Origin of the sequence: Streptomyces asoensis, assembly GCF_013085465.1 — a bacterium.
GTDB lineage: Bacteria > Actinomycetota > Actinomycetes > Streptomycetales > Streptomycetaceae > Streptomyces > Streptomyces cacaoi_A.
In genome coordinates this window covers 9481897-9507621 of sequence record NZ_CP049838.1, presented here as the reverse complement: position 1 = coordinate 9507621, position 25725 = coordinate 9481897, and the positions used below count along the sequence as shown (strand labels likewise).

Annotated in this window: 23 protein-coding genes and 1 tRNA gene; 8 read left to right on the top strand and 16 right to left on the bottom strand. The window is 70.5% G+C overall.

The features are described 5' to 3' along the window. Window positions 1-95: 95 nt before the first annotated feature. From G9272_RS42090 to G9272_RS42060, 7 genes are all read right to left on the bottom strand, one after another. Window positions 96-2369 carry an MMPL family transporter gene (locus G9272_RS42090; protein WP_171401455.1) on the bottom strand — a complete coding sequence of 758 codons (2274 nt, stop codon included), beginning with the start codon at window positions 2367-2369 and terminating at the stop codon, window positions 96-98. Between the two features lie 223 nt (window positions 2370-2592). Next, window positions 2593-3528: an amidohydrolase family protein gene (locus G9272_RS42085; RefSeq protein WP_171401454.1), complete on the bottom strand. Its 936-nt coding sequence runs from the start codon at window positions 3526-3528 to the stop codon at window positions 2593-2595. 161 nt (window positions 3529-3689) lie between these two features. Next, the gene (locus G9272_RS42080; protein ID WP_171401453.1) at window positions 3690-6899 is read right to left on the bottom strand and encodes a glycosyl hydrolase family 95 catalytic domain-containing protein; all 3210 of its coding nucleotides are present in this window, start codon (window positions 6897-6899) and stop codon (window positions 3690-3692) included. A gap of 116 nt (window positions 6900-7015) precedes the next feature. Further along, a complete protein-coding gene (locus G9272_RS42075) occupies window positions 7016-7729 on the bottom strand; it encodes a FadR/GntR family transcriptional regulator (RefSeq protein WP_171401452.1) in 714 nt (237 codons plus the stop codon). A gap of 85 nt (window positions 7730-7814) precedes the next feature. Further along, entirely contained in the window at window positions 7815-8855 is a 1041-nt protein-coding gene (locus G9272_RS42070) for an ABC transporter permease (RefSeq protein WP_171401451.1), read from the bottom strand. A 2-nt stretch (window positions 8856-8857) separates the two neighbouring features. Next, complete coding sequence (locus G9272_RS42065; RefSeq protein ID WP_171401450.1) at window positions 8858-10432, bottom strand: sugar ABC transporter ATP-binding protein; 1575 nt, start codon at window positions 10430-10432, stop codon at window positions 8858-8860. 109 nt (window positions 10433-10541) lie between these two features. After that, window positions 10542-11594, bottom strand: a complete 1053-nt coding sequence (locus G9272_RS42060; RefSeq protein ID WP_171401449.1) for a sugar ABC transporter substrate-binding protein — start codon at window positions 11592-11594, stop codon at window positions 10542-10544. Window positions 11595-12458: 864 nt separating this feature from the next. On the opposite strand from G9272_RS42060, the gene G9272_RS42055 reads away from it, so the two are divergent. Genes G9272_RS42055 through G9272_RS42040 form a run of 4 tightly spaced genes read left to right on the top strand, consistent with a single transcriptional unit; the run spans window position 12459 to window position 16409 of the window. Next, a complete protein-coding gene (locus G9272_RS42055) occupies window positions 12459-13310 on the top strand; it encodes a fumarylacetoacetate hydrolase family protein (protein WP_171401448.1) in 852 nt (283 codons plus the stop codon). An 11-nt stretch (window positions 13311-13321) separates the two neighbouring features. Then, window positions 13322-14659, top strand: coding sequence for an L-fuconate dehydratase (locus tag G9272_RS42050; RefSeq protein WP_171401447.1), 1338 nt, complete (start codon window positions 13322-13324; stop codon window positions 14657-14659). Further along, entirely contained in the window at window positions 14656-15414 is a 759-nt protein-coding gene (locus G9272_RS42045) for an SDR family NAD(P)-dependent oxidoreductase (RefSeq protein WP_171401446.1), read from the top strand. The genes G9272_RS42050 and G9272_RS42045 overlap by 4 nt, the downstream gene beginning before the upstream one ends. Next, on the top strand, window positions 15411-16409 hold the full coding sequence (locus tag G9272_RS42040; RefSeq protein ID WP_171401445.1) for an aldo/keto reductase: 999 nt from the start codon (window positions 15411-15413) through the stop codon (window positions 16407-16409). The genes G9272_RS42045 and G9272_RS42040 overlap by 4 nt, the downstream gene beginning before the upstream one ends. Here G9272_RS42040 and G9272_RS42035 read toward each other — a convergent pair. The 4 genes from G9272_RS42035 to G9272_RS42020 all read right to left on the bottom strand — a co-directional run bounded on the left by G9272_RS42035 (window position 16391) and on the right by G9272_RS42020 (window position 19338). After that, the gene (locus G9272_RS42035; protein WP_437184349.1) at window positions 16391-17422 is read right to left on the bottom strand and encodes a DMT family transporter; all 1032 of its coding nucleotides are present in this window, start codon (window positions 17420-17422) and stop codon (window positions 16391-16393) included. The two genes, G9272_RS42040 and G9272_RS42035, sit on opposite strands and share 19 nt — an antisense overlap. Continuing rightward, on the bottom strand, window positions 17419-18039 hold the full coding sequence (locus G9272_RS42030; protein WP_171401444.1) for a TetR/AcrR family transcriptional regulator: 621 nt from the start codon (window positions 18037-18039) through the stop codon (window positions 17419-17421). The genes G9272_RS42035 and G9272_RS42030 overlap by 4 nt, the downstream gene beginning before the upstream one ends. 107 nt (window positions 18040-18146) lie before the next feature. Continuing rightward, complete coding sequence (locus tag G9272_RS42025; RefSeq protein ID WP_171401443.1) at window positions 18147-18572, bottom strand: DUF6003 family protein; 426 nt, start codon at window positions 18570-18572, stop codon at window positions 18147-18149. Between the two features lie 94 nt (window positions 18573-18666). After that, window positions 18667-19338 (bottom strand): beta-glucanase, encoded by a 672-nt coding sequence (locus tag G9272_RS42020; RefSeq protein ID WP_171401442.1) that lies wholly within the window; start codon window positions 19336-19338, stop codon window positions 18667-18669. 216 nt (window positions 19339-19554) lie between these two features. Between G9272_RS42020 and G9272_RS42015 the strand changes: the two genes are divergently transcribed. The 4 genes from G9272_RS42015 to G9272_RS42000 all read left to right on the top strand — a co-directional run bounded on the left by G9272_RS42015 (window position 19555) and on the right by G9272_RS42000 (window position 21021). After that, window positions 19555-19785, top strand: a complete 231-nt coding sequence (locus tag G9272_RS42015) for a hypothetical protein (protein ID WP_171401441.1) — start codon at window positions 19555-19557, stop codon at window positions 19783-19785. A gap of 56 nt (window positions 19786-19841) precedes the next feature. Continuing rightward, window positions 19842-20336 carry a GNAT family N-acetyltransferase gene (locus G9272_RS42010; protein ID WP_253268105.1) on the top strand — a complete coding sequence of 165 codons (495 nt, stop codon included), beginning with the start codon at window positions 19842-19844 and terminating at the stop codon, window positions 20334-20336. Window positions 20337-20465: 129 nt separating this feature from the next. Further along, window positions 20466-20822, top strand: a complete 357-nt coding sequence (locus G9272_RS42005; RefSeq protein ID WP_171401440.1) for a PRC-barrel domain-containing protein — start codon at window positions 20466-20468, stop codon at window positions 20820-20822. Window positions 20823-20847: 25 nt separating this feature from the next. After that, window positions 20848-21021: a hypothetical protein gene (locus tag G9272_RS42000; protein WP_171401439.1), complete on the top strand. Its 174-nt coding sequence runs from the start codon at window positions 20848-20850 to the stop codon at window positions 21019-21021. Between the two features lie 43 nt (window positions 21022-21064). On the opposite strand, the gene G9272_RS41995 is transcribed toward G9272_RS42000, so the two are convergent. The 5 genes from G9272_RS41995 to G9272_RS41975 all read right to left on the bottom strand — a co-directional run bounded on the left by G9272_RS41995 (window position 21065) and on the right by G9272_RS41975 (window position 25685). After that, a complete protein-coding gene (locus G9272_RS41995; protein ID WP_171401438.1) occupies window positions 21065-21526 on the bottom strand; it encodes an SRPBCC family protein in 462 nt (153 codons plus the stop codon). Between the two features lie 240 nt (window positions 21527-21766). After that, window positions 21767-22969 (bottom strand): lactonase family protein, encoded by a 1203-nt coding sequence (locus tag G9272_RS41990; protein WP_253268104.1) that lies wholly within the window; start codon window positions 22967-22969, stop codon window positions 21767-21769. A gap of 190 nt (window positions 22970-23159) precedes the next feature. Further along, window positions 23160-23233, bottom strand: a tRNA-Met gene (locus G9272_RS41985). Window positions 23234-23346: 113 nt separating this feature from the next. Continuing rightward, on the bottom strand, window positions 23347-23640 hold the full coding sequence (locus G9272_RS41980; RefSeq protein WP_171401437.1) for a hypothetical protein: 294 nt from the start codon (window positions 23638-23640) through the stop codon (window positions 23347-23349). Between the two features lie 545 nt (window positions 23641-24185). Beyond that, window positions 24186-25685 carry a long-chain-fatty-acid--CoA ligase gene (locus G9272_RS41975; RefSeq protein WP_171401436.1) on the bottom strand — a complete coding sequence of 500 codons (1500 nt, stop codon included), beginning with the start codon at window positions 25683-25685 and terminating at the stop codon, window positions 24186-24188. Between the last annotated feature and the right edge of the window lie 40 nt (window positions 25686-25725).

The window sequence follows — 25725 nt, the reverse complement described above, 5'->3', positions numbered from 1 at the left end:
AGCCCCATGGTGGACGACATGCGGCACGCAAGGACGCGCGGGCCGCCCGTGGCCTTCGGCCACGGACGGCCCTGGAACGGCCGGGGCCGGCCCGGTCAGACGTGCGCCTCGACCGGCTCGTCCGAGGTCGGGCCCGGGTCGGAGCGGCGGTCCCCGGCGTCGACCGGGTGCCGGGTGAGGGCCTCGCCCTCGATGTCGACCCGGGGAAGCAGCCGGTCGAGCCACTTCGGCAGCCACCAGGCCCGGTCGCCCAGCAGGGCGAGGACGGCGGGCACGATGGCCATCCGGACGACGAAGGCATCGAGCAGCACGGCGGAGGCCAGACCGAAACCGATCATCTTGATCATGGAGTCGCTCTCGCCGATGAAGCCCGCGAAGACGGCGATCATGATCAGTGCGGCGGCCACGACGACCCGGGCGCTGTGCCGGAACCCCGAGACGACCGCCTGCTTCGCCGACTCGCCGTGGACGTACGCCTCCCGCATGCGCGACACCAGGAAGACCTCGTAGTCCATGGCGAGGCCGAAGACGATGCCGACGAGGAAGATCGGCATCAGGCTCATGATCGGCCCGGTCTGCTCCACCCCGAACACGCCCGCCCCATGACCCTGCTGGAAGACCAGGACGACCGCGCCCAGCGCCGCGAGCACCGAGAGCAGGAAGCCGAGCGCCGCCTTGAGGGGGACGAGCACGGACCGGAAGACCACCAGCAGGAGGACGACGGCCAGGCCGACGATGGTGATGAGGTACGGCACCAGCGCCGCCTGGACCTTCCCGGCGATGTCGATGTTCAGCGCGGTGGTACCGGTGACCTCGAAGGACGCGCCGGCCCCCGACTCGATGGCGGAACGCTCGCCGCGGATGGTCGTGACGAGGGTCTTGGTCTTCTCGTCGGTCGGGCTGGTGGACGGTGTCACGCTGAACACCGCCGTGTCCCCGGCGTCGTTGAAGTGGGGCGTGGCCACCGAGACGACGCCCTTCGTGTCGGCGATCTTCTGGTTGATCGTGTTCACCGCGGCCTTGGCGTCATCGGCCCCCTCGGCATCGACGACGATGGTCAGGGGCCCGTTGAACCCGGGGCCGAAGCCCTCCGCGAGGGCGTCGTAGGCGCGACGCTCGGTGGTGGAGGCGGCCTTGGCCTCGTCGCCCGGCATGCCGAGCTCCAACTGGGTCATCGGGATCGCGAGGACGCCGAGGCCCAGGACGCCCAGCAGCAGGACGGGGATCGGGCGGCGCAGCACGAAGGCGGCCCAGCGGGTGCCGCGGTTGTCGCTCGCGCCCTGCCCCTCGCGCGCCCCGGCCTTGTCGGACTTCACGAGGCGGAGCAGACGCCCGCCGCGCCCCTGCCTGCGTACGGCGCCCGACAGCACGGCGTTCGGCCAGAAGCCGAGCAGCGCGGGCACGACCGTCAGGGCGATGACCACGGCGACGACGACCGCTCCGGCGGCGGTCAGGCCCATCTTGGTCAGCATCGGAATCCCGACGACCGCCAGACCGGCCAGCGCGATGACCACGGTCAGGCCCGCGAAGACGACCGCCGACCCGGCCGTGCCGACCGCGAGACCGACCGCCTCCTCCGGAGTGTGTCCCTCGGCGCGCTCCTCGCGGTAGCGGGAGACCACGAACAGCGCGTAGTCGATGCCGACCGCCAGCCCCAGCATCATCGCCAGGGTGCCGGTGCTGGTGGACAGGCCGAGGGCGTCGGCCAGGATCGTGATGGTGAACATGCTCGCGCCGACGCCGAGTATCGCCGTCAGCAACGGCAGCCCGGCGGCGGCCAGCGAGCCGAAGGTGGCCAGCAGCACGACGGCCGCCACGGAGATGCCGATGATCTCGGCGACGCCGCCGGGTCCGCCGCCGCTGTCCATGGCGGAGCCGCCCGTCTCCACGGTCAGCCCGGCGTCCCGGGCCCGGTCGGCCGCCTTCTCCAGCGCCGTACGGCCGGCGTCGGTGACCTCGGAGGACTTCACCTTGTAGGTGACGGTGGCGTACGCGGTGGAGCCGTCCTCGCTGACGGCCTTCGCCTCATAGGGATCCGCGACGCCGGCCACCTGCGAGCCCTGGCCCAGGGCGTCCACCGTCCGCTCGATCGCCGCCTTGCTTGCGGCGGCGGTGACCTTCTGCCCGTCGGGGGCGACGAACACCACCCGGGCGGTGGCGCCGTCGGCGGCAGCGCCCGGGAAGCGCTCCTGCATCAGGTCGTACGCCTTCTGGGACTCGATGCCCGGCATCGAGAACTCCTCGTCGGAGGCTCCCGGCGCCTGGAGGGCTCCCAGTCCGACGGCGGCCAGTACGGCCAGCCACATCAAGGCGACGTAACCGCGCCGCCGGAAGGCCAGACGGCCCAGTCGATACAGATGATCAGCCACGTCAGGGAACTCCAGATCTGTTCTCGATTGCCCTGCTCAGGCTGTCGCGGCGAGGGCCCTCCCGTCGTCGTCCGGCTACTGGCACTGCCGCCTCCCGTATCTGGAGGACCGACTACTGAAACCGCAGTACACGTCCGGTCACCGGCTCATGCTCCGGTACGACGTCCCGCCCTCGGCCGGCTCCTTCGCCGTCGCCGGGCCGCCAAGGACCACGACGGGGCTCTCACAGGCCGAACAGCTCTGCCGCGTTGTCGTGGCACACCGCCCGCAGCCACTCGTCCCCGAGACCCAGCCGCTCCAGGGCGTGGAGCTGGTGCACGTACGGATAGGGGATGTTGGGGAAGTCGGAGCCGAGCAGGACGCGGTCGCCGAGCCCGGCGAGCCGGGGCAGGGCCCGGCGGGGGAACGGCATCAGCTCCTCGGAGAAGTCGGTGAACGTCATCGTCGTGTCCAGCCGCACCTCCCCGAACCGTTCGGCGAGGCCGAGGAACTCCTCGTACTCGGGCATCCCCAGATGCGCGACGACCAGTCGCAGCCGGGGGTGCCGCGCCAGCACCCGCGCGATCGGCTCGGGGCCGGTGTGCTTGCCGGGAGCGGGGCCGGAGCCGCAGTGGATCACGACGGGGATCCCGGCCTCGGCCAGCAACCCCCATGTCCGGTCGAGGAGTTCGTCGGCCGGGTCGTACGCCCCCACCTGTACATGTGCCTTGAAGACGCGCGCGCCCGCCTCGACGGCCTCCCGGACGTACGCCTCGACGCCCGGCTCGGGGTAGAGGGTGGCGGTGTGCAGACACTCGGGGGTGCGGCGGGCGAAGTCGGCCGCCCAGTCGTTCAGCCACCGGGCCATGCCCGGCTTGTGCGGGTAGAGCATCGCGGTGAAGGCCCGTACGCCGAACTCCCTCAGCAGGGCCGTCCGTTCCGTCTCCTCGTTCCGGTAGGTGATCGGCCACTCGAGTCCGCCGGTCTGCGGTCCGAGCGCGTCGAAGTAGGCCCAGACCTTGCGCAGGACCCGCTCGGGCATGAAGTGCGTGTGGACGTCGACAAGGCCGGGAAGACCGAGCCGGCCCCAGAAACGGCGCACCTCCCCGGCCTCCTCCCCCACAGGGGTGGGTTCGGCGGTTGCACCAGGGTCGACGGGTTCCGTGCGGTGATCATCCATGGCGCCCACGATCGGCCCGGGTGAGGCGGCGGGTCCACTCCTTTGCCCGGGGAATCCGTGAGGGATCCATCACCCGGCCCTGCCGACGGCCAGTGCCGCCGCGCTTCGGGCGGCGGACGGCCGTCGGCCCGGCTCGCTGCCGAAACGAGCCGGTGCCGCCGTCAGGGCTTGGCCGGCTTCACCCTCCTGTCGACGCCGTTCACCCGTACGGTGACGTCCTTCCGGTTCCGCGCCCGGTCGGCCACGATCTCGTAGGACGTCACCTTTCCGTTCCGCCACGCACAGCTGACCTCGTAGCCGCCCCGGGCGCGGAGCCCGGTGAAGGATCCCTCGGCCTTCCAGCCGTCCGGCAGGGCGGGCAGCAGGTCGATGACTCCGTCGTGGCTCTGGAGGAGCATCTCCGCCACGGCGCCCGAGATGCCGAAGTTGCCGTCCATCTGGAAGGGCGGGTGGTTGCAGAACAGGTTGGGCAGCGTGTTGTAGGTCAGCAGTCCGCGCAGCATGATCTGGGCGCGCCGACCGTCACGGAGGCGGGCGAAGAGGGCCGCCCGCCAGGGCCAGGTCCAGGAGCGGCGGCTGTCGCCCGAAACCGTCGCGGCCGTGAAGGGGACGCCTTCCTTCTCTCCGCACCGCGCCTTGAGGGAGACGAGGGCCGCGGCGGCGAAGTCGGGCGTCTTCGGGGTGATCTGGCGGCCCGGGTAGACAGCGAAGAGGTGCGAGGTGTGGCGGTGGATGTCGGTGGGGCTGTCGATGTCCTCCTGCCATTCCTGGAGCTGACCCCACCGGCCGATCTTGTTCGGCGCGAGGCGCGCCTGCATGTCCGCGACCTTGGCCCGGTAGGCGGGGTCCTCCTTGAGCGCCGCCTCGCAGTCGAGGTAGTTCTGGAACAGGTCCCAGATGATCTGCTGGTCGTACATGACGCCGTCCTCGCGCGGCCCGTGCTCCGGGGACCAGCCGTTCGGCGCGACGAGGAGTCCGTCCTCGCGCTCCTTGAGATGGTCCTCCCAGAACTCGCAGATCTCCTTGATCATCGGGTGGGCGACGGTACGGAGATAGGTCAGGTCCTGGGTGAACGCCCAGTGCTCGTACAGGTGTTGGGCGTACCAGGCGCTCGCGACGGTGTTCCACTCCCACGAGTTGCCGCCGAAGATGCTCTGGCTGGTGCGGGCGGTCCAGCCGCGCGTGTCCTTGCCGAAGGCGTTGCGGGTCGCCACGCGGCTCGGCACCGCCACCTGCTCGATGAACCCGACGAGCGCCTCATGACACTCCGCCAGGTTCGTCGTCTCGGCTCCCCAGTAGTTCATCTGGACGTTGATGTTGGTGTGGTAGTCGGAGGCCCAGGCCGGCTGGTTGCTGTCGTTCCACAGGCCCTGGAGGTTGGCGGGCAGGCCGTTCGGGCGGGAGGAACTGATCAGCAGGTACCGGCCGTAGTCGAACATCGCCTGTTCGAGTGTCGGGTCCTCCCCGCCCGCCGCGTACCGCGCCAGCCGCGCGTCGGTGGGCAACGCGACGACGGCGGCGGCGGAGGTGCCCCAGGCGACCGAGACACGGTTCATGAGGGCGCGCGTCTCGGCGACGTGCTTGGCGCGCAGCTTGTCGTAGGGCCGGGCGGCCGCCTTGGCGAGCGCCCTGGCGATGATCGGTTCCGGAGCGGCTCCGCGCCATCCCGCGGCGGCGTCGAGCTTGTAGTCGGTGCGGGCGTCGAGGAACAGGGTCAGGGTCGTGCAGCCGCTGAACTTCAGCACCGCCCCCTCGGCGCTGAGGTGGCCGTCGGTGTGTACGGCCTGGACGGTGCAGGCGTGCTTGAGTCCGTTGCCCATGACACCGCTGAAGGCGATCCGCCCGGCGCCGGCGTCGACGGTCGTCGGGGCCCGGTCCTGTGCGGACGTCAGCGAGACCGCTCCGGAGAGTCCCTCGGCGCTGTCCGACGTGTAGCGGAAGACCATGACGTCCGCGGTCCGGTCGGCGAAGGCCTCCCGCAGGACGCGCTGTCCTGGCGCGCCGAAGCGGGTGATGTGGAGGCCCTCGACGAAGTCGAGGGTGCGCCGGTAGTCGACGACCGTGCGCCGAGCGCGGGTGTCGAAGCCCTGGCCCTCCAGCGAGATCTCCGCGATCTGGAAGCCGGCGGAGGACGCGCCGGGGGTCAGGGTGAGCCGGTAGACGCGGTAGGCCGTGCTGTTGGTGAGGGGGAAGGTCCGGGTCTCGCCGCGGCCGGCGAAGGGCGCTCCCGGGTTCTGGGTGTCGAGGGTCGTCCAGGCGGTGCCGTCCTGCGACGCCTCGAGCCTCCACTGCCGGGGGTCGTCCCGCGGGCGGTCGGGGGCCGCCGTCAGCGTGTACGAGGTGACGGCGACCGCGCGGGGCAGGTCGGCCTGCCAGACGACGGCGGGTGCGGCGCCGTCGACCCGCCAGACGGTGGCCGGATCGCGGTCCACCGAACGCGAGATGTCCCTGGCCCGGGACCCGGGCCGGGCACCGGATCCCTGGGAGTGCCCGCTCGGCGACGACAGGTACATCGTGGCGTCCCCGCCGAGGTCGACGCCGGCCAGGCCGATCTCGCTCACCTGGAAGTGGCTGACGCCCGCCTTGGGGATGAAGTCGAACCGGTAGAAACGGTAGGCCGCGCTGTCGGCGCAGGTGAATTCCCTGGTCTGGAAACGGCTCTCGAAGGGCGCTTCCAGGGTGCGGCTGTCCAGCGTGGTCCAGGTGGCGCCGTCGGCGGAACCGGAGAACGTCCACTCCTGCGGGTCGCGCTGGGGCACGTCGTCGGCGCTCGTCAGCCGGTAGGAAGCGACCGCGGCGGGGTCGGGGAGTTCGACCTGCCACTGCACCTTCGAACCGGGCCCCTCGATGCACCACTTGGTGCTCGATTCGCCGTCGTACGACTTGTCGACGCCCTCCGAGGAGGAGGAACTGTACGGTCCCCCGGGCGCCGTGACCGTGGTCTTCGGACGGGACGCGAAGGTGACGACGAGGTCGCCGAAGTTGCGGTACGAGCCGAAGCCGGTCATGCCGGTGTCGAAATCGCTGTCCGGCTTGCCGGCGAGAGCGTTGTCGTAGTTGTTGGCTCCGCCCCACAGACTCTGCTCGTTGAACTGGATGCGCTCCTCGTAGGGATCGGCGAAGAGCATGGCGCCCAGCCGGCCGTTGCCGATCGGCAGGGCCTGCGACTGCCAGTCCGCGGCGGGGACGGAGTACTTCAGCGCCTTGCGCGACAGGGTCGGCCACTGGATGCCCGCCGACCCGTGGGCTTCGGCGGCGACGGCCTGTGCGGCAGGCGTGGCGCCCGTCAGCTGAGTGGCCAGAGGCGCGACGGCGAGAGCACCGCCGAACTTGAGGATGCTTCGTCGCAGCGGTTGGGATTCATTGATCACAGCAAGATCTCCCGGCCCATTCATCGGCTCTTTCACGGAGGGAGTAGCGGCCGCATCGACATATATCGAGGGCTTGGTCAACGTTGGTCATCTTCGCGGGAAGATAGATCGGATGTCTAGAGGTGTGATGAGCCGTCGGTTGACGGCCCGTCCGCCTCGACGTAGCTCGCCGCCAGCCAGTGTTCGACGGCGGCCACATGGACCGTCGCGGCGGACACGGCCAACAGCGCGTCACGTGCCTTGAGCGCCCGGAGAATCTCGTCGTGCTCCGCGTGCGCGCGCTCCACGGCGCGCTGCGCCCGGCTCCCCCGCACGATGCGGACCCGTTGGGTACGGGTGGAGAGGACGCGCAACAGCATGGACAGCACCGGGTTGCCGACGGCTTCGACGATGCGCAGGTGGAAGGCGATGTCGTGGGCGACGAACTCGTCGACCGTGGCGGCCGCCCGGGACCGCTCGAGGACGGCGCCGAGCTCATCGAGGTCCTCGGAGGTCAGCAAGGTGGCGGCCAGCCCGGTCGCCGGCGGCTCCAACAGCCTGCGCACCTGGAGCAGTTGGAGGGCGGTCCGCCCGTGGGAGACGTCGGCGGCGAAGGACATGGTCTCCAGCAGGAGGTGCGGCTCCAGGCTGGACACATAGGTGCCGTCGCCCTGCCGGGTGACCAGGATGCGCATGGCGGTCAGCGCACGGACCGCCTCGCGCAGCGAGCTTCGGGACAGACCGAGCTGACCGGCGAGCGCATCCTCCTTGGGCAGTCGGGAGCCGGGCGCGAGTTCGCCCGCGACGATCATCGCCTTGATCTTCTCCATCGCCTCGTCCGTCAGTGCCACGAGGGGAGCCTCTCTGTCCCGAAGAAACACGACGGGGCTCCACGCGGGCCCGGAGCGAGTCCGCGCGATGCCCCGGGTACCGCGTCTACTCCTGCTTCTCGCCGGAGGCGAAGCGGGAGATGATCAGCGCGACGATGATGATCGCGCCGTTGAGGAACTGGTTCCACAGCGGCGGTACGCCCGCCAGCGTCATCACGTTGACGACCAGCTGGAGCGTCAGCACACCGGTGAGCGCGCCGAACACCGAACCCTTGCCGCCGTTGAGGCTGACCCCGCCGATGACCGTCGCGGCGAAGACCTGGAAGATCCAGCCGCTGCCCTGGGTGGCGGAGATGGAACCGTAGTGACCGCTGTAGAGGATGCCGGCGAACGCGGCCAGCAGACTGCCGATGATCAGGACGACCCACACGATCCGGTCGACCCGTATACCGGCGGTCCGGGCGGCCTCCGCGTTGCCGCCGATGGCGTAGAGCGCCCGCCCGTGCCGCAGCCAGGCCAGCGCGCAGCTGCCGGCGGCGAACAGCACCGCGCAGATCCAGATGGCGGCCGGGACACCCAGCCACGAAGCCTTGCCCAGATAGGTGAAGGAGGGGGGCAGATCCACGATGGACTGGCCTTCGGAGAGGGCCACTTGGAGTCCGCGCAGCATGGTCAGGCCGCCGAGCGTGACGATGAACCCGTTGAGGCGCAGCTTGAGGATCAGGAAACCGTTGAGGGCGCCGATCGCCACCCCGACCAGGAGGCAGAGCGGGATCGCCGTCCACTGGGGAAGGAGCCCCAGGCCGTTGAACCGGCCGCCGCTGGTGGGCAGGACGAGCCAGACGGCGATGACGGGCGCCACCCCGATCGTGGACTCCAGGGACAGGTCCATCCGGCCGACGATCAGGATCAGCGCCGTGGCGAGGACGAGCAGGCTCAGCTCGGTGGACTGCTGGGCCACGCCGATGAGGTTGTCGGAGGTGAGGAAGGCCGGGGAGACGATGAACCCGATCAGGCCGAGAACGAGGATGGCCGGGACGAGGGACAGTTCACGGAAGCGGCCGAGATCGAGTCCGCGCCGGGTGCCCTTGGCGGTCGTCTGCGCCACGCTCGCTGCGGGGTCGGTGACATCGGTGGTGGCGGACATGACTACCTTCCGTGCTCTTCGGTGTCGGCTGCTGCGGGGGTACCGGCGACGCCCTCCATGGCGGCGACCATCTGTTCGTCCTTCCAGCCGCGGTCGAACTCCGCGACCACGCGTCCGTGGAACATGACCACGACCCGGTCGCACGCCCTGAGGTCGTCCAGTTCGTCGGAGACGATCAGCGCGGCCTTCCCGGCTTCGGCGACCCCACGGATCCTGGCGAGCAGGAACTCCTTGGACTTGACGTCCACTCCGTTGGTGGGTCGGATGGCGACCAGGACATGGGGGTCGGTGGCCAGGGCCCGGGCCACGACGACCTTCTGCTGGTTGCCGCCGGAGAGCGCGGAGACCGGGGTGCCCGCACCCGGCGTCTTGATGTCGAGATCGCGGATCATGCGCTGGGCGAAGATCCTGGTGCGGGCCGGCAGGACGGTACCGAACGGGCCGAGCTGGTCGGTGACGGTGAGGGTCGCGTTCTCCGCCACGCTGCGATTGTTGACGAGGCCCTGGACGTGCCGGTCCTCCGGCACCAGGCCGACGCCCGCGGTGAGGGACGCCGGGACACTGCCGGTACGGACGGTCCGGCCGTCGACCGAGATCCTGCCTCCCTCGGCGCGGTGCAGTCCGGCGACGGCCTCCCCCACCTGGACGTTGCCGCTGGCGGTGGCGCCCGCGAGGCCGACCACCTCACCGGTGCGGACGGAGAGCGAAAGGTCCCGGCACGTGCCGGTCAGGGTCAGCCCGTCGACGGCCAGGAGCTCCTTGGAGCCGGCCGGGGAGGCCGTCCTCGCGTCGTCGGCACTCGTCGTCGTGGCGGACTCGCCGGTCATGGCCTCGACCAGCTCGTGCTTGCCGAGCCCGGCCACCGCCGCGGTGCGGATGTGGGCCGCGTCGCGGTAGACGGTGACCGTGGTGCACAGGTCGTAGACCTCTTGCAGGTGGTGGGAGATGAAGAGGAAGGCGACACCCTGCCGCTGGAGGTCCCGGAGCTTGTCGAAGAGCCGGTCGATTCCGCGCGCGTCCAGCTTGGCGGTCGGCTCGTCCAGGATGATGAACCGGGCGCCGAAGGACAGGGCCCGTGCGATCTCGACGAACTGCCGCTGCTCCACGGTGAGATGCCTGGCCCGGACCGTGGGGTCGACGTCCACTCCGTACTCGCCGAGCAGCTGCTCGGCGCGCTGCCGCAGGTCCTTCCAACGGATGGGGCGCAGCGCGGCGTCGCTCTGCCGGTTGAGGAAGAGGTTCTCGGCGACGGTCAGATCGCCGATGATCGTGGACCGCTGGTAGACGCAGGCCACCCTGGACCGCCAGGCGTCGATGTCGCCGAAGACGGGCGCCGGTTCGCCGGAGAAGCGCAGGGTGCCGGTGTCGGGCTGCTGAAGCCCGGTGAGGATGGACACGAGCGTCGACTTGCCCGCGCCGTTGCGTCCGACCAGGGCGTGCGACTCGCCCTCGGCGATGGTGATGCGGGCGTCGCGCAGTGCGACGGTGGCGCCGTACCGTTTGCTGATTCCGGTCGCCTCGGCCACCGGGGCGCGGCTCACGGTGCCTGTCGCCGGGGCGGTCGCGGAGTCCGCCATGGTGAATACCGTCCTTCTGGTCCGGATACGGGGGTACGGGCGAGGTGGGGGCGGGGCGGAGGGACGGGGTGCGCCGCCCCCTCCGCGTGCCTGCCCTCGGAGCCGGTCGCTAGCCGACGTTGTTGCCCCACAGCGTCTTGTCCTCGACGTTGTCCTTGGTCACCAGCGGGGCGGGCAGCTGGTCCTCGAGACCGTTCGGGATCTCGATGATCGTGGAGTCGTGGTCGGTCTTCCCCGCCTTGAAGGTCTTGCCGTCGGCCGCGGCCTGGGCGTAGTACAGCGCGTACTTGGCGTAGAGGTCGGCGGGCTGGGAGACGGTCGCGTCGATCTGGCCCTTGCGGATCGCGTCGAACTCCTGCGGGATGCCGTCGTTGGAGATGATCGAGATGTGCCCCTTCTGACCGGCCGGCTTGAGCAGGCCCTTCTGCTCCAGCAGGGCCAGGGTCGGCTGGAGGAACACACCGCCCGCCTGCATGTAGATGCCGTTCAGGTCGGGGTGCTGGGCGAGCAGGCTCTGGAGCTTGGCGGAGGCCACGTCGCCCTTCCAGTCGGTGGGCAGCTCGAACACCTTGATCTTCGGGAACTTCTCCTTCATGCAGGCGGCGAAGGCCTCGGAGCGGTCGCGCCCGTTGATGGAGTCGAGGGCGCCCTGGAGTTCGGCGACCTTGCCCGTGCCGCCGAGCTGCTTGCCGAGGAACTCGCAGGCCTTGGTGCCGTACGCCTTGTTGTCGGCGCGTACGACCATGTAGACGTCACCCTTGTCGGGGCGGGTGTCGACACTGACCACGGGGATCTTCTTCGAGGCGAGCGTGTCGAGTGTGGAGGCGATGGCGCCGGTGTCCTGGGGGGCCATGACGACCGCCTTGGCGCCCGTGTTCTGGAACACCTGCACATTGGCGACCAGCTTGGTGACGTCGTTCTGCGAGTTGCTCAGCGGCAGCGCGTTGACGCCGTCGGCCTTGACGTCCTTCTTCACGTAGTCGGCGTAGGAGTTCCAGAAGTCCGAGTCGGAACGCGGCAGGTCGATGCCGATGGCAGGCTTGTCCGCGCCGCCCGCGGCACCCGCGCTGGTGCTCTCGCGGTTGCATGCGGTGACGAGGGCGAGCGTCACGAGGACGGTGCCGGCGGCTGCGGCGGCGGAGCGGGTGCGAGCGAGCTTCATGGCCGTGTGTTTCTCCTTAGCCAGGGCAGGGTGGTGCGCGGCGGCGGCAGAGGCGTCCGCGCCCGGTGGGCGGGACGGAACCCGAATCGTGAAGGTGGCCGCTGCCGAGGGCGTGCGCGGACCGTGCCGGCGGGGATGGGATGAGGGTGAAGCGGAGGGCCGAGAAAGCGGAACCGAACAGCCGAGAGAAGACAGCGAAGCCGATTCCTCCGATGTATCCGGGACGACGTGGACGTTACGACGGCGTTGCCGACGTTGACAAGAGTCCGTCCCCCAACGATTTCCACGACCTCACCCCGCATGTGGTCACGAGTCCGACGGACGACCTTGGCTGCGCCTGCCCGAGCGGGGCTGAGCTGGGCTTATCCTCCGCCATCCGCTCGGGACGCGACAGGTACCGGAGTTCACGATTCGGCATGGTCCCGCTTTCGGAAGCCAGGCCCGGGGGCCGATGCGTCCGTCGCCACCGCCACGGGCGCGTCGAGCGCCTCGGTGGTCGGGGGCCGCCCGCCGCCGACCGGGACGAGGTCGTCGATCCGTCGCGTGCCACGCTCGGCGGACATTCGTCCGATGGACCACGCCCGGATCATGCCGTCGCCCCGACGAATACTGACAAGTCCCTGCGGACCTCGGCGAGAACGACCGGGTCGCGACGGATACATCCGAGGACTGCATTGCCCAGACGCTTGCCAGCCTTTACAGTCACGGAGTCGTCATTCCTCCGATGAATGCGGTCGAGTCCAGTCCGTGCGCGTGATCCGGCCGGTGACCTGCGCGAAGAGGCCGGCCCGGCTCGCCCGGCGGCTCTTCGCGGCACGGGGAGCGCACTCGCGGACGAAGCACCCATGGCAAGGGAGTTGCTCAGTGAAACTGCTACGCGTCGGTCCCCCGGGAGAGGAGCGGCCCGCGGTCCGCGTCGACGACGACCGACTGCTGGACCTGAGCCCGGTGACCCCCGAGATCGACGGCGCCTTTCTCTCCTCGGGCGGTGTCGACCGGGCGCGGGCGGCGGTCGAGGCAGGCGCTCTGCCGGAGCTCGACGCGGAAGGCCTGCGCGTCGGCGCACCCGTCGCCCGGCCGGGGAAGATCGTCTGCGTCGGTCTGAACTACCGTGACCACGCCGCCGAGACCGGGGCCGCGATCCCGGCCCGTCCGGTCGTCTTCATGAAGGACCCGGGCACCGTCGTCGGCCCCTATGACGAGGTGCTGGTCCCGCGCGGCTCACGGAAGACCGACTGGGAGGTCGAACTCGCGGTCGTCATCGGACGGCGCGCCCGCTATCTGGCGGGTCCCGAGGAAGCGCCTGAGGTGATCGCGGGGTACGCGGTCAGCCACGACGTCTCCGAGCGGGAGTTCCAGCTCGAGTACTCGCCGCAGTGGGATCTCGGCAAGTCCTGCGAGACCTTCAACCCGCTCGGCCCGTGGCTGGTCACCGCCGACGAGGTCGCCGACCCGCAGGACCTGGGACTCCGGCTGACCGTCAACGGCGTCAAGCGCCAGCACGGCCACACCCGCGACATGATCTTCCCGGTCCACCACCTCGTGTCGTACCTGAGCCAGTACATGGTTCTGGAGCCGGGTGACGTGATCAACACGGGTACGCCCGCGGGTGTGGCCCTCGGCCTGCCCGGCACTCCCTACCTCCGTCCCGGCGACACCGTCGAGCTCGAGATCGACGGGCTCGGCGGCCAGCGGCAGACCTTCGGCCAAGCGTGAAAGGCACCCCCTTGTCTGCGACTCCCGCCCGGATCATCTCGGTCGACACACACGACATCCGCTTCCCCACCTCCCGGGAACTGGACGGCTCCGACGCGATGAACCCGGACCCCGACTACTCCGCCGCCTATGTGGTGCTGCGCACCGACGCCGGGGACGGGCTCGAGGGCCACGGCTTCACGTTCACGATCGGGCGCGGCAACGACGTCCAGGTCGCGGCGATCGGCGCCCTGCGCCCTCATCTCCTGGGACGTTCCGTCGAGGAGCTGTGCGCCGATCCGGGATCGCTCAACCGCGATCTGATCGGCGACAGCCAGTTGCGCTGGCTCGGCCCCGAGAAGGGGGTCATGCATATGGCGATCGGGGCGGTGGTGAACGCGGTGTGGGACCTCACCGCCAAGCGGGCCGGGCAGCCACTGTGGCGTCTGCTCGCCCACGCCGACCCCGAGTGGCTGGTCTCCCAGGTCGACTTCCGCTACATCGCCGACGCCCTCACCCCCGAGGACGCCCTGACCCTGCTGCGGGACGGGCGAGCCGGGCTCGCCGAGCGCGAGGCGGTCCTGCTGGAGCGGGGCTATCCCGGGTACACCACCTCGCCGGGCTGGCTCGGCTACTCCGACGAGAAGCTCACCCGGCTCGCCAAGGAAGCGGTCGCCGACGGCTTCACCCAGATCAAGCTCAAGGTCGGAGCCGACCTGGCGGACGACATCCGGCGGCTGCGCACCGCCCGCGCCGCCGTCGGTGACGGCATTCGCATCGCCATCGACGCCAACCAGCGCTGGAACGTCGGCGAGGGGATCGAGTGGGTCCGGGCCCTCGGGGAGTTCGACCCGTACTGGATCGAGGAGCCCACGAGTCCGGACGACATCCTCGGCCACGCGGCCGTGCGCGAGGGCGTCTCGCCCGTGAAGGTCGCCACCGGCGAACACGTCCAGAACCGCATCGTCTTCAAGCAACTGCTCCAGGCCGGCGCCATCGACGTCCTCCAGATCGACGCCGCTCGCGTCGGCGGCGTCAACGAGAACCTGGCGATCCTGCTGCTGGCCGCGAAGTTCGGCGTGCCGGTGTGCCCGCACGCCGGCGGTGTGGGGCTGTGCGAGCTGGTGCAGCACCTGTCGATGTTCGACTACCTGGCCGTGTCCGGCACCACCGAGAACCGGGTCATCGAGTACGTCGACCACCTCCACGAACACTTCCTCGCACCGGTGGTGATCCGCGACGGCCACTACACCGCGCCACTCTCCCCCGGCTTCTCCGCCGCGATGCACCCCGGGTCCCTCACCGAGTACCGCTACCCCGACGGCACCTTCTGGGCCGCCGACCTCGCCGAAGGGGACAAGACCTCATGACCGGCCTTTCAGGTCTCACGGCCGTCGTGACCGGCGGCGCGTCCGGCATCGGACTGGCCACGGCCAGGCTGCTGGCCGAGCAGGGCGCCGCGGTCGCCGTACTCGACCGGGAGCCCGCCGGGGTGCCACAGCCGTTGCTCGCGCTCAAGGCCGACGTCACGGACGACGCCTCGGTGCGGGCCGCGATCGAGGAAGCTGCCGGGCGGTTCGGCGGCCTGGACATCCTCGTCAACAACGCGGGTATCGGCGCCGCCGGAACCGTCGAGGACAACTCCGACGAGCAGTGGCACCACGTCCTCGACGTCAATGTGATCGGCATGGTGCGCACGACCCGTGCGGCCCTGCCGTATCTGCGGCGCTCGTCCCACGCCGCCGTGGTCAACACCTGCTCGATCGCCGCCACGGCGGGCCTGCCGCAACGCGCCCTGTACTCCGCCGGCAAGGGCGCCGTGCTGTCGCTGACCCTGGCGATGGCCGCCGACCACGTCCGCGAGGGCATCCGCGTCAACTGCGTCAACCCCGGCACCGCCGACACCCCCTGGGTGGCCCGGCTGCTGGATGCCGCCGACGATCCCGAGGCCGAACGCGCGGCTCTCCACGCCCGGCAGCCGATGGGCCGTCTGGTCACCGCGGACGAGGTCGCCGCCGCCATCGTCCATCTCGCGAGTCCCGCCGCCGCCAGCGTGACCGGCACCGCTCTGGCCGTCGACGGAGGTATGCAGGGACTCCGGCTCCGCCCGGCCGCCGGGTCATGAGAACCGGGCGGCTCGGTGGCACCGGGGTCCAGGTCACCCAACTGGCGTTCGGCGCCGCGGGCATCGGCAACCTCTACCGCCCGATCAGCGAGGACGCCGCCGTCGCCGCCGTGGAGGCCGCCTGGGAGGCAGGCATCCGCACCTTCGACACGGCACCCCACTACGGACTCGGACTGTCCGAGCGACGGCTCGGCGCGGCGCTGCGCGGAAGGCCCCGTGCCGCGTACACCGTCTCCACCAAGGTGGGACGGCTGCTCGTGCCCGACGACGCCGACGGCGACGACCTGGCCAACGGCTTCGCCGTCCCGGCCACGCACCGCCGGGTGTGGGACTTCAGCGCCGACGGAGTCCTGCGCTCCCTGGACGCCAGCCTGAACCGCCTGGGCCTGGATCGGGTGGACATCGCCCTGCTGCACGACCCCGACGACCACGCCGAGCAGGCGCTCGACGAGGCCTATCCGGCACTGGAGCGCCTGCGGGACGAAGGTGTCGTGCGGGCGATCGGCATCGGCATGAACCGGTGCGGGCTCCCCGCCCGCTTCCTGCGCGAGACCGACATCGACGTCGTCCTGCTGGCCGGCCGCTACACCCTCCTGGAACAGGAGGGGCTCGCCGGACCACTGTCCGAGGCGGCCGCCCGCGGCAAGAGCGTCGTCATCGGCGGCGTCCTCAACTCGGGGCTGCTCAGCGATCCGAAGCCCGGAGCCACGTACGACTACGCGCCGGCGCCGGATGTCGTAGTGGCCCGGGCGCTGCGGCTGAAGGCGGTCACGGAGCGGCACGGGGTGCCTCTGCGCGCCGCAGCCCTGCACTTCCCGCTCGGCCACCGGGCGGTGGCGAGCGTCCTCACCGGCGCGCGCTCCGCGCAGGAGGTGCTCGACACGGTGGAGCAGCTGCGGCGCCCCGTCCCGCCGGCCCTCTGGGACGACTTGCGCACGGAGGGGCTGCTGGCCCCGAACACCCCTACCCCTACGCCTCACCACTCCGCCGGGTGACGCGCCGGCGTCGCCTTCTCCGGCGACTCGGCCCTCTCCCCCGGCTCGGCCTCGGATACAAGGGCCCGTGGTGAGGTACGGGTCGGTGGGGCGGTACGGGTCGGTGTGGTGAGTACGGCGAGACAGCCGACGACCAGGGCGATGCCGGTCCAGCCGAGCGGGGGCAGGCGTTCCCCGACGACCAGTACGGCGAGCACGGCGGCGACGGCGGGTTCCAGCAGCGAGAGCGTGGTCGCGGTGCTCGCCGGGACGTGTGCGAGGCCCCAGCCGAACAGGACGTACCCGGTGAACATGGGGACCAGGGCCATATAGGTGCCGACGGCCGCGTTGGACCAGGAGCCGAACAGCGGGGCGCCGGTGGCCAGCAGCACGGGCAGAAGCAGCAGGCCGCCCAGCCCGAAGACGGCACCCATGGCCGCGCCGGAGCTGACTCCGCCGCTGATCAGGCGATGGGCCGCCCAGGAGTACAGGGCGTAGGTGAAGCCGGCCACCAGCCCCAGCCCCACGCCGAGCACGGTCGTCCGCACCGAATGGGCCCCGGGACCGGAATGCGCCTGGGCCGCTTCGGCCAGGCACAGCAGAACGGTGCCGGACAGGCCCAGAGCGGCGCCGGTCATCCAACGGCGCGTCAGACGGCGTTTGTCCACCACGCGTTCGATCACCGCCGACGCGAGGGGGGCCGAGCCGATCGACACCACGGTGCCGGCGGCGACCCCGGCCAGGTGCATGGCGGTGTAGAACGCCAGCGGGTAGGCCCCCACCGCCAGCGCGCCGAGCACGACCACCCCGCGCTGCGCGCGCAGCGCGGACATCTCCCGTGCGATACGCGGGGCGGCGACGAGGGCTTGGAGGAGTCCGCCCAGGCCCATGGCGGCGGCCCCGATCGCGAGGGGTCCCACGGCTGGGGCGAAGGTCGCGGCGGTGCCCGTGGTGCCCCACAGCACCGACGCCACGAGCACGCACAGCGAGCCCACGCCCACCGAGCCGCTCACAGGTCCGGTGGGCCGCGTCACAGCCGGTCCAGCAGGTTCGCCGCCATGGTCCGCGCATGCTCCAGCCGCGTACCCGCGCCCTCCAGGCCGGCCCGCGCCATCGCGCCCTCCAGCAGGAACGACAGCTGCTCCGCCAGCGCGTCGGCCTCCTCGGGCCGGTCGGGCAGCACTTCCCCGAGATGCCCGCAGAGCAGGGACTCGACTTCCTCCTTGTGCCGGCGCACCACGTCACGGCCCTCGTGCCCGGCGGGCAGTTCGGCGGCCGCGTTCAGCAGCCCGCACCCCCGAAAGCCGTGCTCGTAGGCGAAGGCGGCGTGATCGGCGTACGCGTCGAAGACGGCCAGTACGCCGCCGCGACCGTCCCGGGCTTCCTCGAGCCGCCGCCGGTACAGGCCCAGCCACTCCTCGTGCCGCGCATCGAGGTAGGCCATCACCAGGTCGGCCTTCGAGGAGAAGTTGTTGTACAGGCTCATCTTCGCCACGCCCGCCTCGGCGGTGATCGTGTCGATCCCCGTCGCCGACACGCCGTCCGCGTAGAAGCGGCGCGCGGCGGCGGCCAGCAGTCGCGTGCGCGCCTTGCCGGGTCCCTTCCCGGGTCCCTTGCCGGGTCTCGGCGCGGCGGCGGGGGTGTCACTCATTCCGTTCCCTCCCAGGTTTTAGGTAGGTCAGTCTACCTATAAACTGGGTCGCTCGACGCGCCGCGCGTGTCGGGGACTCGCGTCGGCCTGGGTTGCCTCCGCCGTGTTCATCGCCCTGCCGCTGCGGTCACGGTCGCGGGATCCACACCGGTCAGTTCCACGATGCGGTGCGGCGGCACGCCGACGGCCAGCGCCCGACCGATCAGATCGTCCCTGCCGTCGGCGCAGTCGCGGTAGGCGAGCAGTTCCTCCTCGACCCGGGCATGCGTCGCCGGCGCCATGTGATGGCGCACACGGCTCAGTTCCTCCTCGTTCAGTGGGACCGGCAGCCGTTCCGCTCCCTCGGGAACGGCCGTCCTCTCCTCCGGCGGCACGAGTCGCAGACGGGGGGACGTCGCCGTGCTTCCCTGAGCGTCCAGCCACGCGCGTACCGCCGTGGTCTCCATGCAGGCGAGGTCACCGACGGCGGCCGGAGCCACCCCGAGCGCCACGGCGGCGTCGTCCAGCAGAAACAGGTAGGCCTCGTCGGTCATGCTCGGCTCCTTCTCGACGGGAGACATCCGGCCACCACGGTGAGGGGCCGATCGACGTCCCTCTACCCCACGGCACCCGGATTACCGTCCGCCGTCAGGAGCCGGAGTCCCGGTGCACCGCACGGCGCACCACCAGGCTCTCCACCTCGTACGACAACTCGGTGGTGGCATCGTCGGGAGGCGGGTGGTAACGGCCCGCGCACACCGAGAGGTTGACGATGAGGTAGGCGTGCCAGGAGGACCCGACACCCCGTCCGTCGGCGAAGACCCGCTCCCCGTTCAGCGACCAGACCACGCTGCGCCTGCCGAACGTCACGCTCACATCGATGACGCCACCGGGGCGGACGGCTTCGTCGCGCACGTAACTGTGTCCCTCCCGCACGTGGTTGCTCAACTCCAGCAGGTCGGGGTTGTCCGGGTGGTACTCGAACACGTCCACCTCGTTGCCCCCGTCCCGCCAGGTCCAGATCGCCGGCCAGGAACCCGAGCCGGTGGGCAGGCGCACCCGGGTGTCGAGGCGGTCTCCGGTACGGACCATGAAGCCCTCGGCACTCTCTTCTGTCGTCAACAGGCCCGCGTCCCACAGTCCGTCGGCTCTGCGCGTGGCGCGGAACGTGCCGGTGCGGGAGTACGAGGGGTCGGCCGTGAGGTGGTCCAGTTTGTTGTCGCCGGGGTTGGTGGGGCCGCCGTCGGGATAGGCCCAGGAACGGCCCGCCACCCACTGACGGTCAGAGGAGAAATCAGCTGTGAAGACGACTGCGCTCACCCGCGGGCTCCCTCTGTCGCCGGGTACGGCATCACATGCCGGATTTCTCCCCAGGGCAGCCCCGGCCATGCGGTGCCCGAATTCGCGCGACTCGCGATTCACCCGTTCGGCGTAGAGCACGCGCGGTGCGCGGACAGGGACGGCGTCCGCATCGGGCTCGCCCGCTCTGCCATTGGTCCGCATGCGCTCGCTCGGCGCAGGGCGCACGCTGTGGGCATGGACCTTGCGCACCCCGTCGTGATCTATCCGCCCGCCGCGGACGGCGGGCGACGGGTGCGTGCCGGTGACCACTTCCTGGGGATGGCGTACGGCCTGCTGGACGTCGCCGAGTTCCTCCGGGAGACCGGGTTGGAGGATGCCGACGAGGCCTACGTCGAGTCGTCCGCGCTGATCGAGTGGCGAGGCGGCGGCCCGAAGACGTGGGAGCACGGACCGGATCGTCGGTGAGCGCACCGCTTGCGACCGTTCGGGATGCCGGGCGGCGGTGTCAGTGGTGGGCGATAGTGTCGCGCCCCATGAGTGATCAACTGCATGGGGTGGTTGTCCGCACCGCGGAGCACGCGGATGTAGAGGGTCTTGTGGCGTGCAGTCGTGCCCTGTTCGCCGAGGACGCGGGAACCCGTGATCCGAGCATCGACATCGACTGGCCGCGCGAACACGGACCGCAGCGTTTCGCCAACGGCATCGACGACCCTGACCGGCTGCTGCTCGTCGCCGATCGAGACGGCGAGGTCGTCGGCCATCTCACGGGTGTGCTGACCGAGGCCTCTGCGATGAAGCCGGTCAGAATCGCCACGCTGGTGAGCATGTACGTACAGCCCGCGCACCGCCGGGAACAGATCGGTGGGCGCCTGATCCGCGAGTTCACGGCCTGGGCGAAGCGGAAGGAAGCGAGGTTCGTGGAGGTGACGGCGTATTCGAGCAACACCGACGCCCTCCGCTTCTATGAGCGCAACGGCTTCGCGGCCAAGTCGGTGACGTTGGAAACCCCGCTGTAGGAGTCAGCACTCGCAGGTTCGCGCCGCCGGCTCGTTCACGCATCCGCAGGTGCGGCCGTGGCGTGTGCAGGCGTGTGCGCATGACATCGGGGACGCGAACACGGGTACCCGCATCTGCGGAGGTAGCTCATGTTCGAGGCAAGCGATATCCGTGAATGGCGCGGTCATGACGTGGTGGACCCGCAGGGGCACAAGATCGGCGTCCTGGAGTCGGTCTATGTGGACACCGGGACCGACATGCCTTGCTTCGCCACGGTGACGGTCGGTCTTCCCACCCGTCGCCGTCTGGTGTTCGTGCCGCTCCTCGGGGCGACGGTCGGTCCGGGCTATCTGAAGGTCGCCCACGACAAGAACGCGGTGAAGAAGGCCCCGTCGATCGACCTCGACGGCGAACTGCATGCCTCGGAGGAATCGAAGGTCTTCACGCACTACGAACTGGACTACGCACCGGGCGTCGGCGGCGAGCGACGCCTCGCCCGCCGCTGACACGTCGAGGCCGCCGGGAGAGCCGATGAACCTGTTTCTGTTTCTGATCCTCGTGGCCCTCGTCCTGGGCATCATCGGATTCGCGGTCCACGGATTGTTCTACCTGCTGATCATCGGCGCTGTCGTTCTCCTCGCCGATCTCTGTTACGTCGCGGTTCGCTTCCGCCGTGGCGGCAGGAAACACCGTATTGCCCGCTGACCGGCGTTTTCCCGGACGGGTAAGCGCCGGCGACGCGGTCAGTTCATCGACGCGGCGCGATCGCCGCCTCGGCCGCCGCCTTGATGCGCGCGCCGAAGCCGGGGGCGTCCTTGCGGGCGGCGGCGAGCGCCAGGCCGACGAGGAGCTTGCCCAGCCCGTGGCCTTCGAGGACGTTGAAGATACGGACCCGGGTTCCGCCGCCGGGCAGCGGCTCCAGGTCGTAACCGCCTTCACGCACCGTCACGGTGTTCTTCGAGACCTCGGCCCAGCGGATCTTCACCGGGGCTTCGAGAGCGGTGATGCGGAACTCCCTGGCGGTCTTCATCCCGGCGTCCTTGACCGTGCTCCGGAAGACGGTGCCCACCGTGGTCGGGGCCTCGGGAATCCGTTCGATCTTGAGCACACGGGGGCTGAACTGCGGATCGTTGCGTCCGTCGGCGAGGTAGGCGAACACCTCCTCGACAGCCCGATCGACCTCCACCGTCGCTTCGAACTGTCCTGACATGAGCACTCCCCATCGGTCGAGTCGCACGCGCGCGAAGGCCGCGCCGTACCGCCCGTCATGTCGTGACGGCACCGCGACCCCATAGGACCACCGAACACCTCGCCCGGCAATCGGCAATGCTCCGCGAGGCGGGCACGGCGGGGAGCGGAGACACCCGGGCGAGCCGGGCACGCGTCTTGGAGAGACGCCCCGGGCACGCGGTGCGCGGGCCCGGGGCGTTCTGCCGCGGAGGCAGCTTCGTTACACCGCGGCGATGCCCTCCATGCCGGATTCGGCGAAGGCGGGCAGACCTGTGACCGTCGTGACCTTGGTGAGAGCGCCGTTGCGGCCGACGCTGAAGCCGTCCACGGTGCCCGAGGTGGCGTTCTGGACGTAGACGAACCTGTCCTCGGCCACGGCGATGTCGATGACACCCTGGGATGTGCCCGACGGAGCGGTGGCGATGCCGGCCTCGTTGGTCAGCGCGAGCCGGCCGTGCGGGTCCATCCGGTAGCCGGTGACCGTCGAGTTGCCGGTGTTGCCGCCGTAGAAGAAGTCGCCCGCCCGCTCCAGCCAGCACAACGTGTCCTGCCCGTTGGGCAGTGGCTTCTGCGCGATGTCCAACGCACCGTTCTGTCGCACCCGGTAGGTGGTGACGGTCGACTTGGCGGCCTCGGCGACCAGCATGCGGCCGGCTTTGTCGAAGGTGACGGCGAACGGCACCATGCCCGCGGACCTGGTCACCACGGGTTTCGCCGCCGGGCGGCCGTCGCGGCCCACCGGGAAGACCTCTATGGTGTTCGCCGACTTGGTCGTGACCACCAGGTTCCGGCCGTCCGGCGTGAACGCGACCTGGCCCGGCGAGCTGCTGAACAATGGCACACTCCCGTTCTTGAGCCCCAGGCTGCGGTTCGATCCGCTCAGCGGCTTCAGCCCCTTCGAGGTGATCCTGTATCCCTGGACGCTTCCGGCGCCACCCGCGTTCAGCACGTACGCCAGGTCGCCCGAGACCGCGATGCCCGCGGGGAACTGTCCTCGCGCGGAAACGGTCTGTCGATCCGTCAGCTTCTGGCCGTGCACCGCGAAGGATGTCAGCGTGCCGCTGCCCGCGTTGACTGCCAGCAGCCGGCCGGAACGCCGGTCGTAGACGAGACTCCCCTGCGAGGCAAGGGAGTCGGTGGGCGCGTCGACCTGGTCCCCGCCCCTGCCTCCGGTCGCGTACTCCCCCGCCGCGGTCAGCTTGCCGTCGTCGCCTCGGCGGAAGACATGGATGATGTTGCCCGCGAGCCCGTTGCCCTGAACGAAGACGGCGTGGTCGGCCTTCGGCGCGGTGGCGGTCGGTGAAACCTGGCCTGCGGAGGCGACGTCGACCGTCGCCACGACGGCAGCGACAGCCACCGTGCCACCGCCGAGGACGGTCATCCTCTTCTGAAGCGTCGACCTGCGTTTGTTGTGCCTGCTCACGTGCGGCTCCTCGAGTCCGGGGGCTTGCGTGACCAGAGTTGCCGAAGTGACAGCAGTGCTGAAGGTGTCCGAGGCTCACGTCAGAGTCCCGTAAGAACCGCGCCCGGACGGTTCGGGCCGCCGAGACCCGTCGGCATCACGCCACAACGCAGGACCGGGCCCGCCGCACACGCGGCGGGCCCGGTCTTCGTGGCCGAGGCGGGATTTGAACCCGCGACCTCTGGGTTATGAGCCCAGCGAGCTGCCTACCTGCTCCACCCGGCGACCTCCACTGTAGGACGCCGGGACCGTGGCGGGCCAAGGGTTTATCGGGCCCTGCCACGGCGGACGCCGGGACAAGCGGAGGGGCCGAGACTTCAGCCCGCAGCCCTCCGCCCTCAGGCGTTGGCGTGGCGACGCGTGGCCGTCCTTCGTGGGGCGGCGTGGTGCACGGACCTGCCCTCGCCGGCCGTCTGCTGACGCCACAGCCACAGCGAAGTCACGGACAGCAGACCGGCGAAGACCACCAGGAAGAGCACCGACACCCACATCTGCCGACTCCCGGGATCGTCCCATCCCGTCCAGACAGCCGATGCGGCCCACAAGGCCGCACCGCCCGCGTAGACAGGGCGGATGCGCCGCAGCTGCCGCACGGCACGCACGGATTCGAGGTGATCAGTTTTCTGTGCCATGTGGGCCCAGGTACCCCGATCGGCGCGCTTCATCAGTGGTCGGATGGAATGCGCGGCCCTCGCTGCTCCACACCACGACCGGCCACTCCTCGGGGTCCCCACCGGTGAGCCGGCACAGCCGGTCGGCGTCCAGGGTGGTGCCCCAGATCAGCAGCGCCTCGGGGGGCGGGCGCCCGGGGTTGGATGCGGTGGATGCGGTGGATGCGGGTGGCGGTCACGCTCCCGTGCGGGAGATGTCGTGAGGTCGACGCTCCGCCGTTCGATGCCGTTGTGCCTGCTCGTGCCGAACGGCGTGCGGAGGTGGAGGAAGCCGCAGAACTCCCCCGGCCGTAGGTCTCCACGAGCCGTCGGTGGTCGGCGGGCAGCCGACTACCGATCCTTCCTCCACGGCGGTCCAGTCCCCGGCGGCGTCCAACGGTTCGGCCGGTCGTGCCACCAGCCGGACCAGTCGCTCACAGCTCGTCGCGGCACCTTCCGAATCCGCCATGCAGGCCGCGTAGTCACCCTCCCCGGCGACTTCTCCTCGGCCTCGACCTCGACCTCGGTCAGCCTCGGCCCGGTCCGACGGGCGCGGTGATCTCCCGCTTGAGGATCTTGCCGCTGGGGCCGGTCGGCAGGGTGTCCACGAGCCACACCTCGCGCGGGTACTTGTATGCCGCCACTCGGCTCCTGACGAACTCCCGCAGCTCGTCCGGGGTGGCATGGGCACCCGGGCGCAGGACGACGGCGGCCGCGATCTCCTCGCCCAGGTGGGTGTGCGGCACTCCCACCACGGCGGCCAGGGCGACGGCCGGGTGCTCGTGCAGGACCTCCTCCATCTCGCGCGGGTAGACGTTGTAGCCGCCGCGGATGATCATGTCCTTCTTGCGGTCCACGATGTACAGGTAGCCGTCCTCGTCCTGCCGCGCGAGGTCGCCGGAGCGCAGCCAGCCGTCCGGGATGGCCGCCTCGGTCTCCTCGGGGCGGTTCCAGTAGCCCTTCATCACGTTCGGGCCGCGCACGACCAGTTCGCCCACCTCACCCGGGGCGACGTCCTGGCCCTTGTCGTCGAGCAGCCGCACCTGCACGTCACGGATCGGGGTGCCGATGGAGCCGGCCTTGCGCGGCCGGTCGGGGTGGTTGAAGGTGACCACCGGGCTGGTCTCGGACATGCCGAAGCCCTCCAGCACCGCACAGCCGAAGCGACGCTCGAAGCCGTGCAGGACCTCCACCGGCAGCGAGGCCCCGCCGGATATGCACATCCGCAGCGTCGACACGTCCGCCTGCGACGGGTGCTGAAGCAGCGCCGCGTACATCGTGGGAACGCCCTCGAAGACCGTGGCCCGGTCACGGGCGATGGCGTCCAGCACGGTCTGCGGTTCGAAGCGGGGGATCAGCGTCAGGGAGGCGCCGGCGCGGACGGACACGCTCATCGTGCAGATCTGACCGAAGATGTGGAACAGGGGCAGACAGCCCACCACCACGTCCTGAGGTGTCATGCGCTGGACGTGGACCGTGTTGACCTCGGTGTTGTGCCGCAGCCCGCCATGCGTGAGCGTGGCGCCCTTGGGGCGGCCGGTGGTGCCGGAGGTGTACAGGAGCACGGCCACGTCGTCGACGCCGGTCTCGGCCACCCCGGACAGCGGCTCGTGCCCGGCCAGCAGTGCGGCGAAGGCGGCGGGTTCGACGGCCAGGTGCCGCACTCCGGCGGCGGCCGCGCCCTGGGCGCCCTCCCCTGGCGCCTGGTGCCATTCGAACAGCAGCACCGCCCCGGAGTCGGCGAGGTGGTATTCGGTCTCCCGCGTCTTCAGCAGCGGGTTCATCGGCACGACGATCCCCCCGGCGCGGAGCACGCCGTAGTACAGGACGACGAACTCGGGCACGTTGGGCAGCATCAGGGCGACACGGTCCCCCGGCCGCACACCCTCGGCCCGGAGCAGCTCGGCGGCGCGGGCACTGCGCTCGTCCAGTTCCGCGTAGCTGGTGACCTGCTCGCCCAGGCGCAGCGCGGGGCGTCCCGGTTGCCGCTGTGCCGTCTCCACCAGGAACTGCGCCAGATTGGCCATGACCCGCCTCCACGAACGTCACCGTTGAAATCCGCTGTTC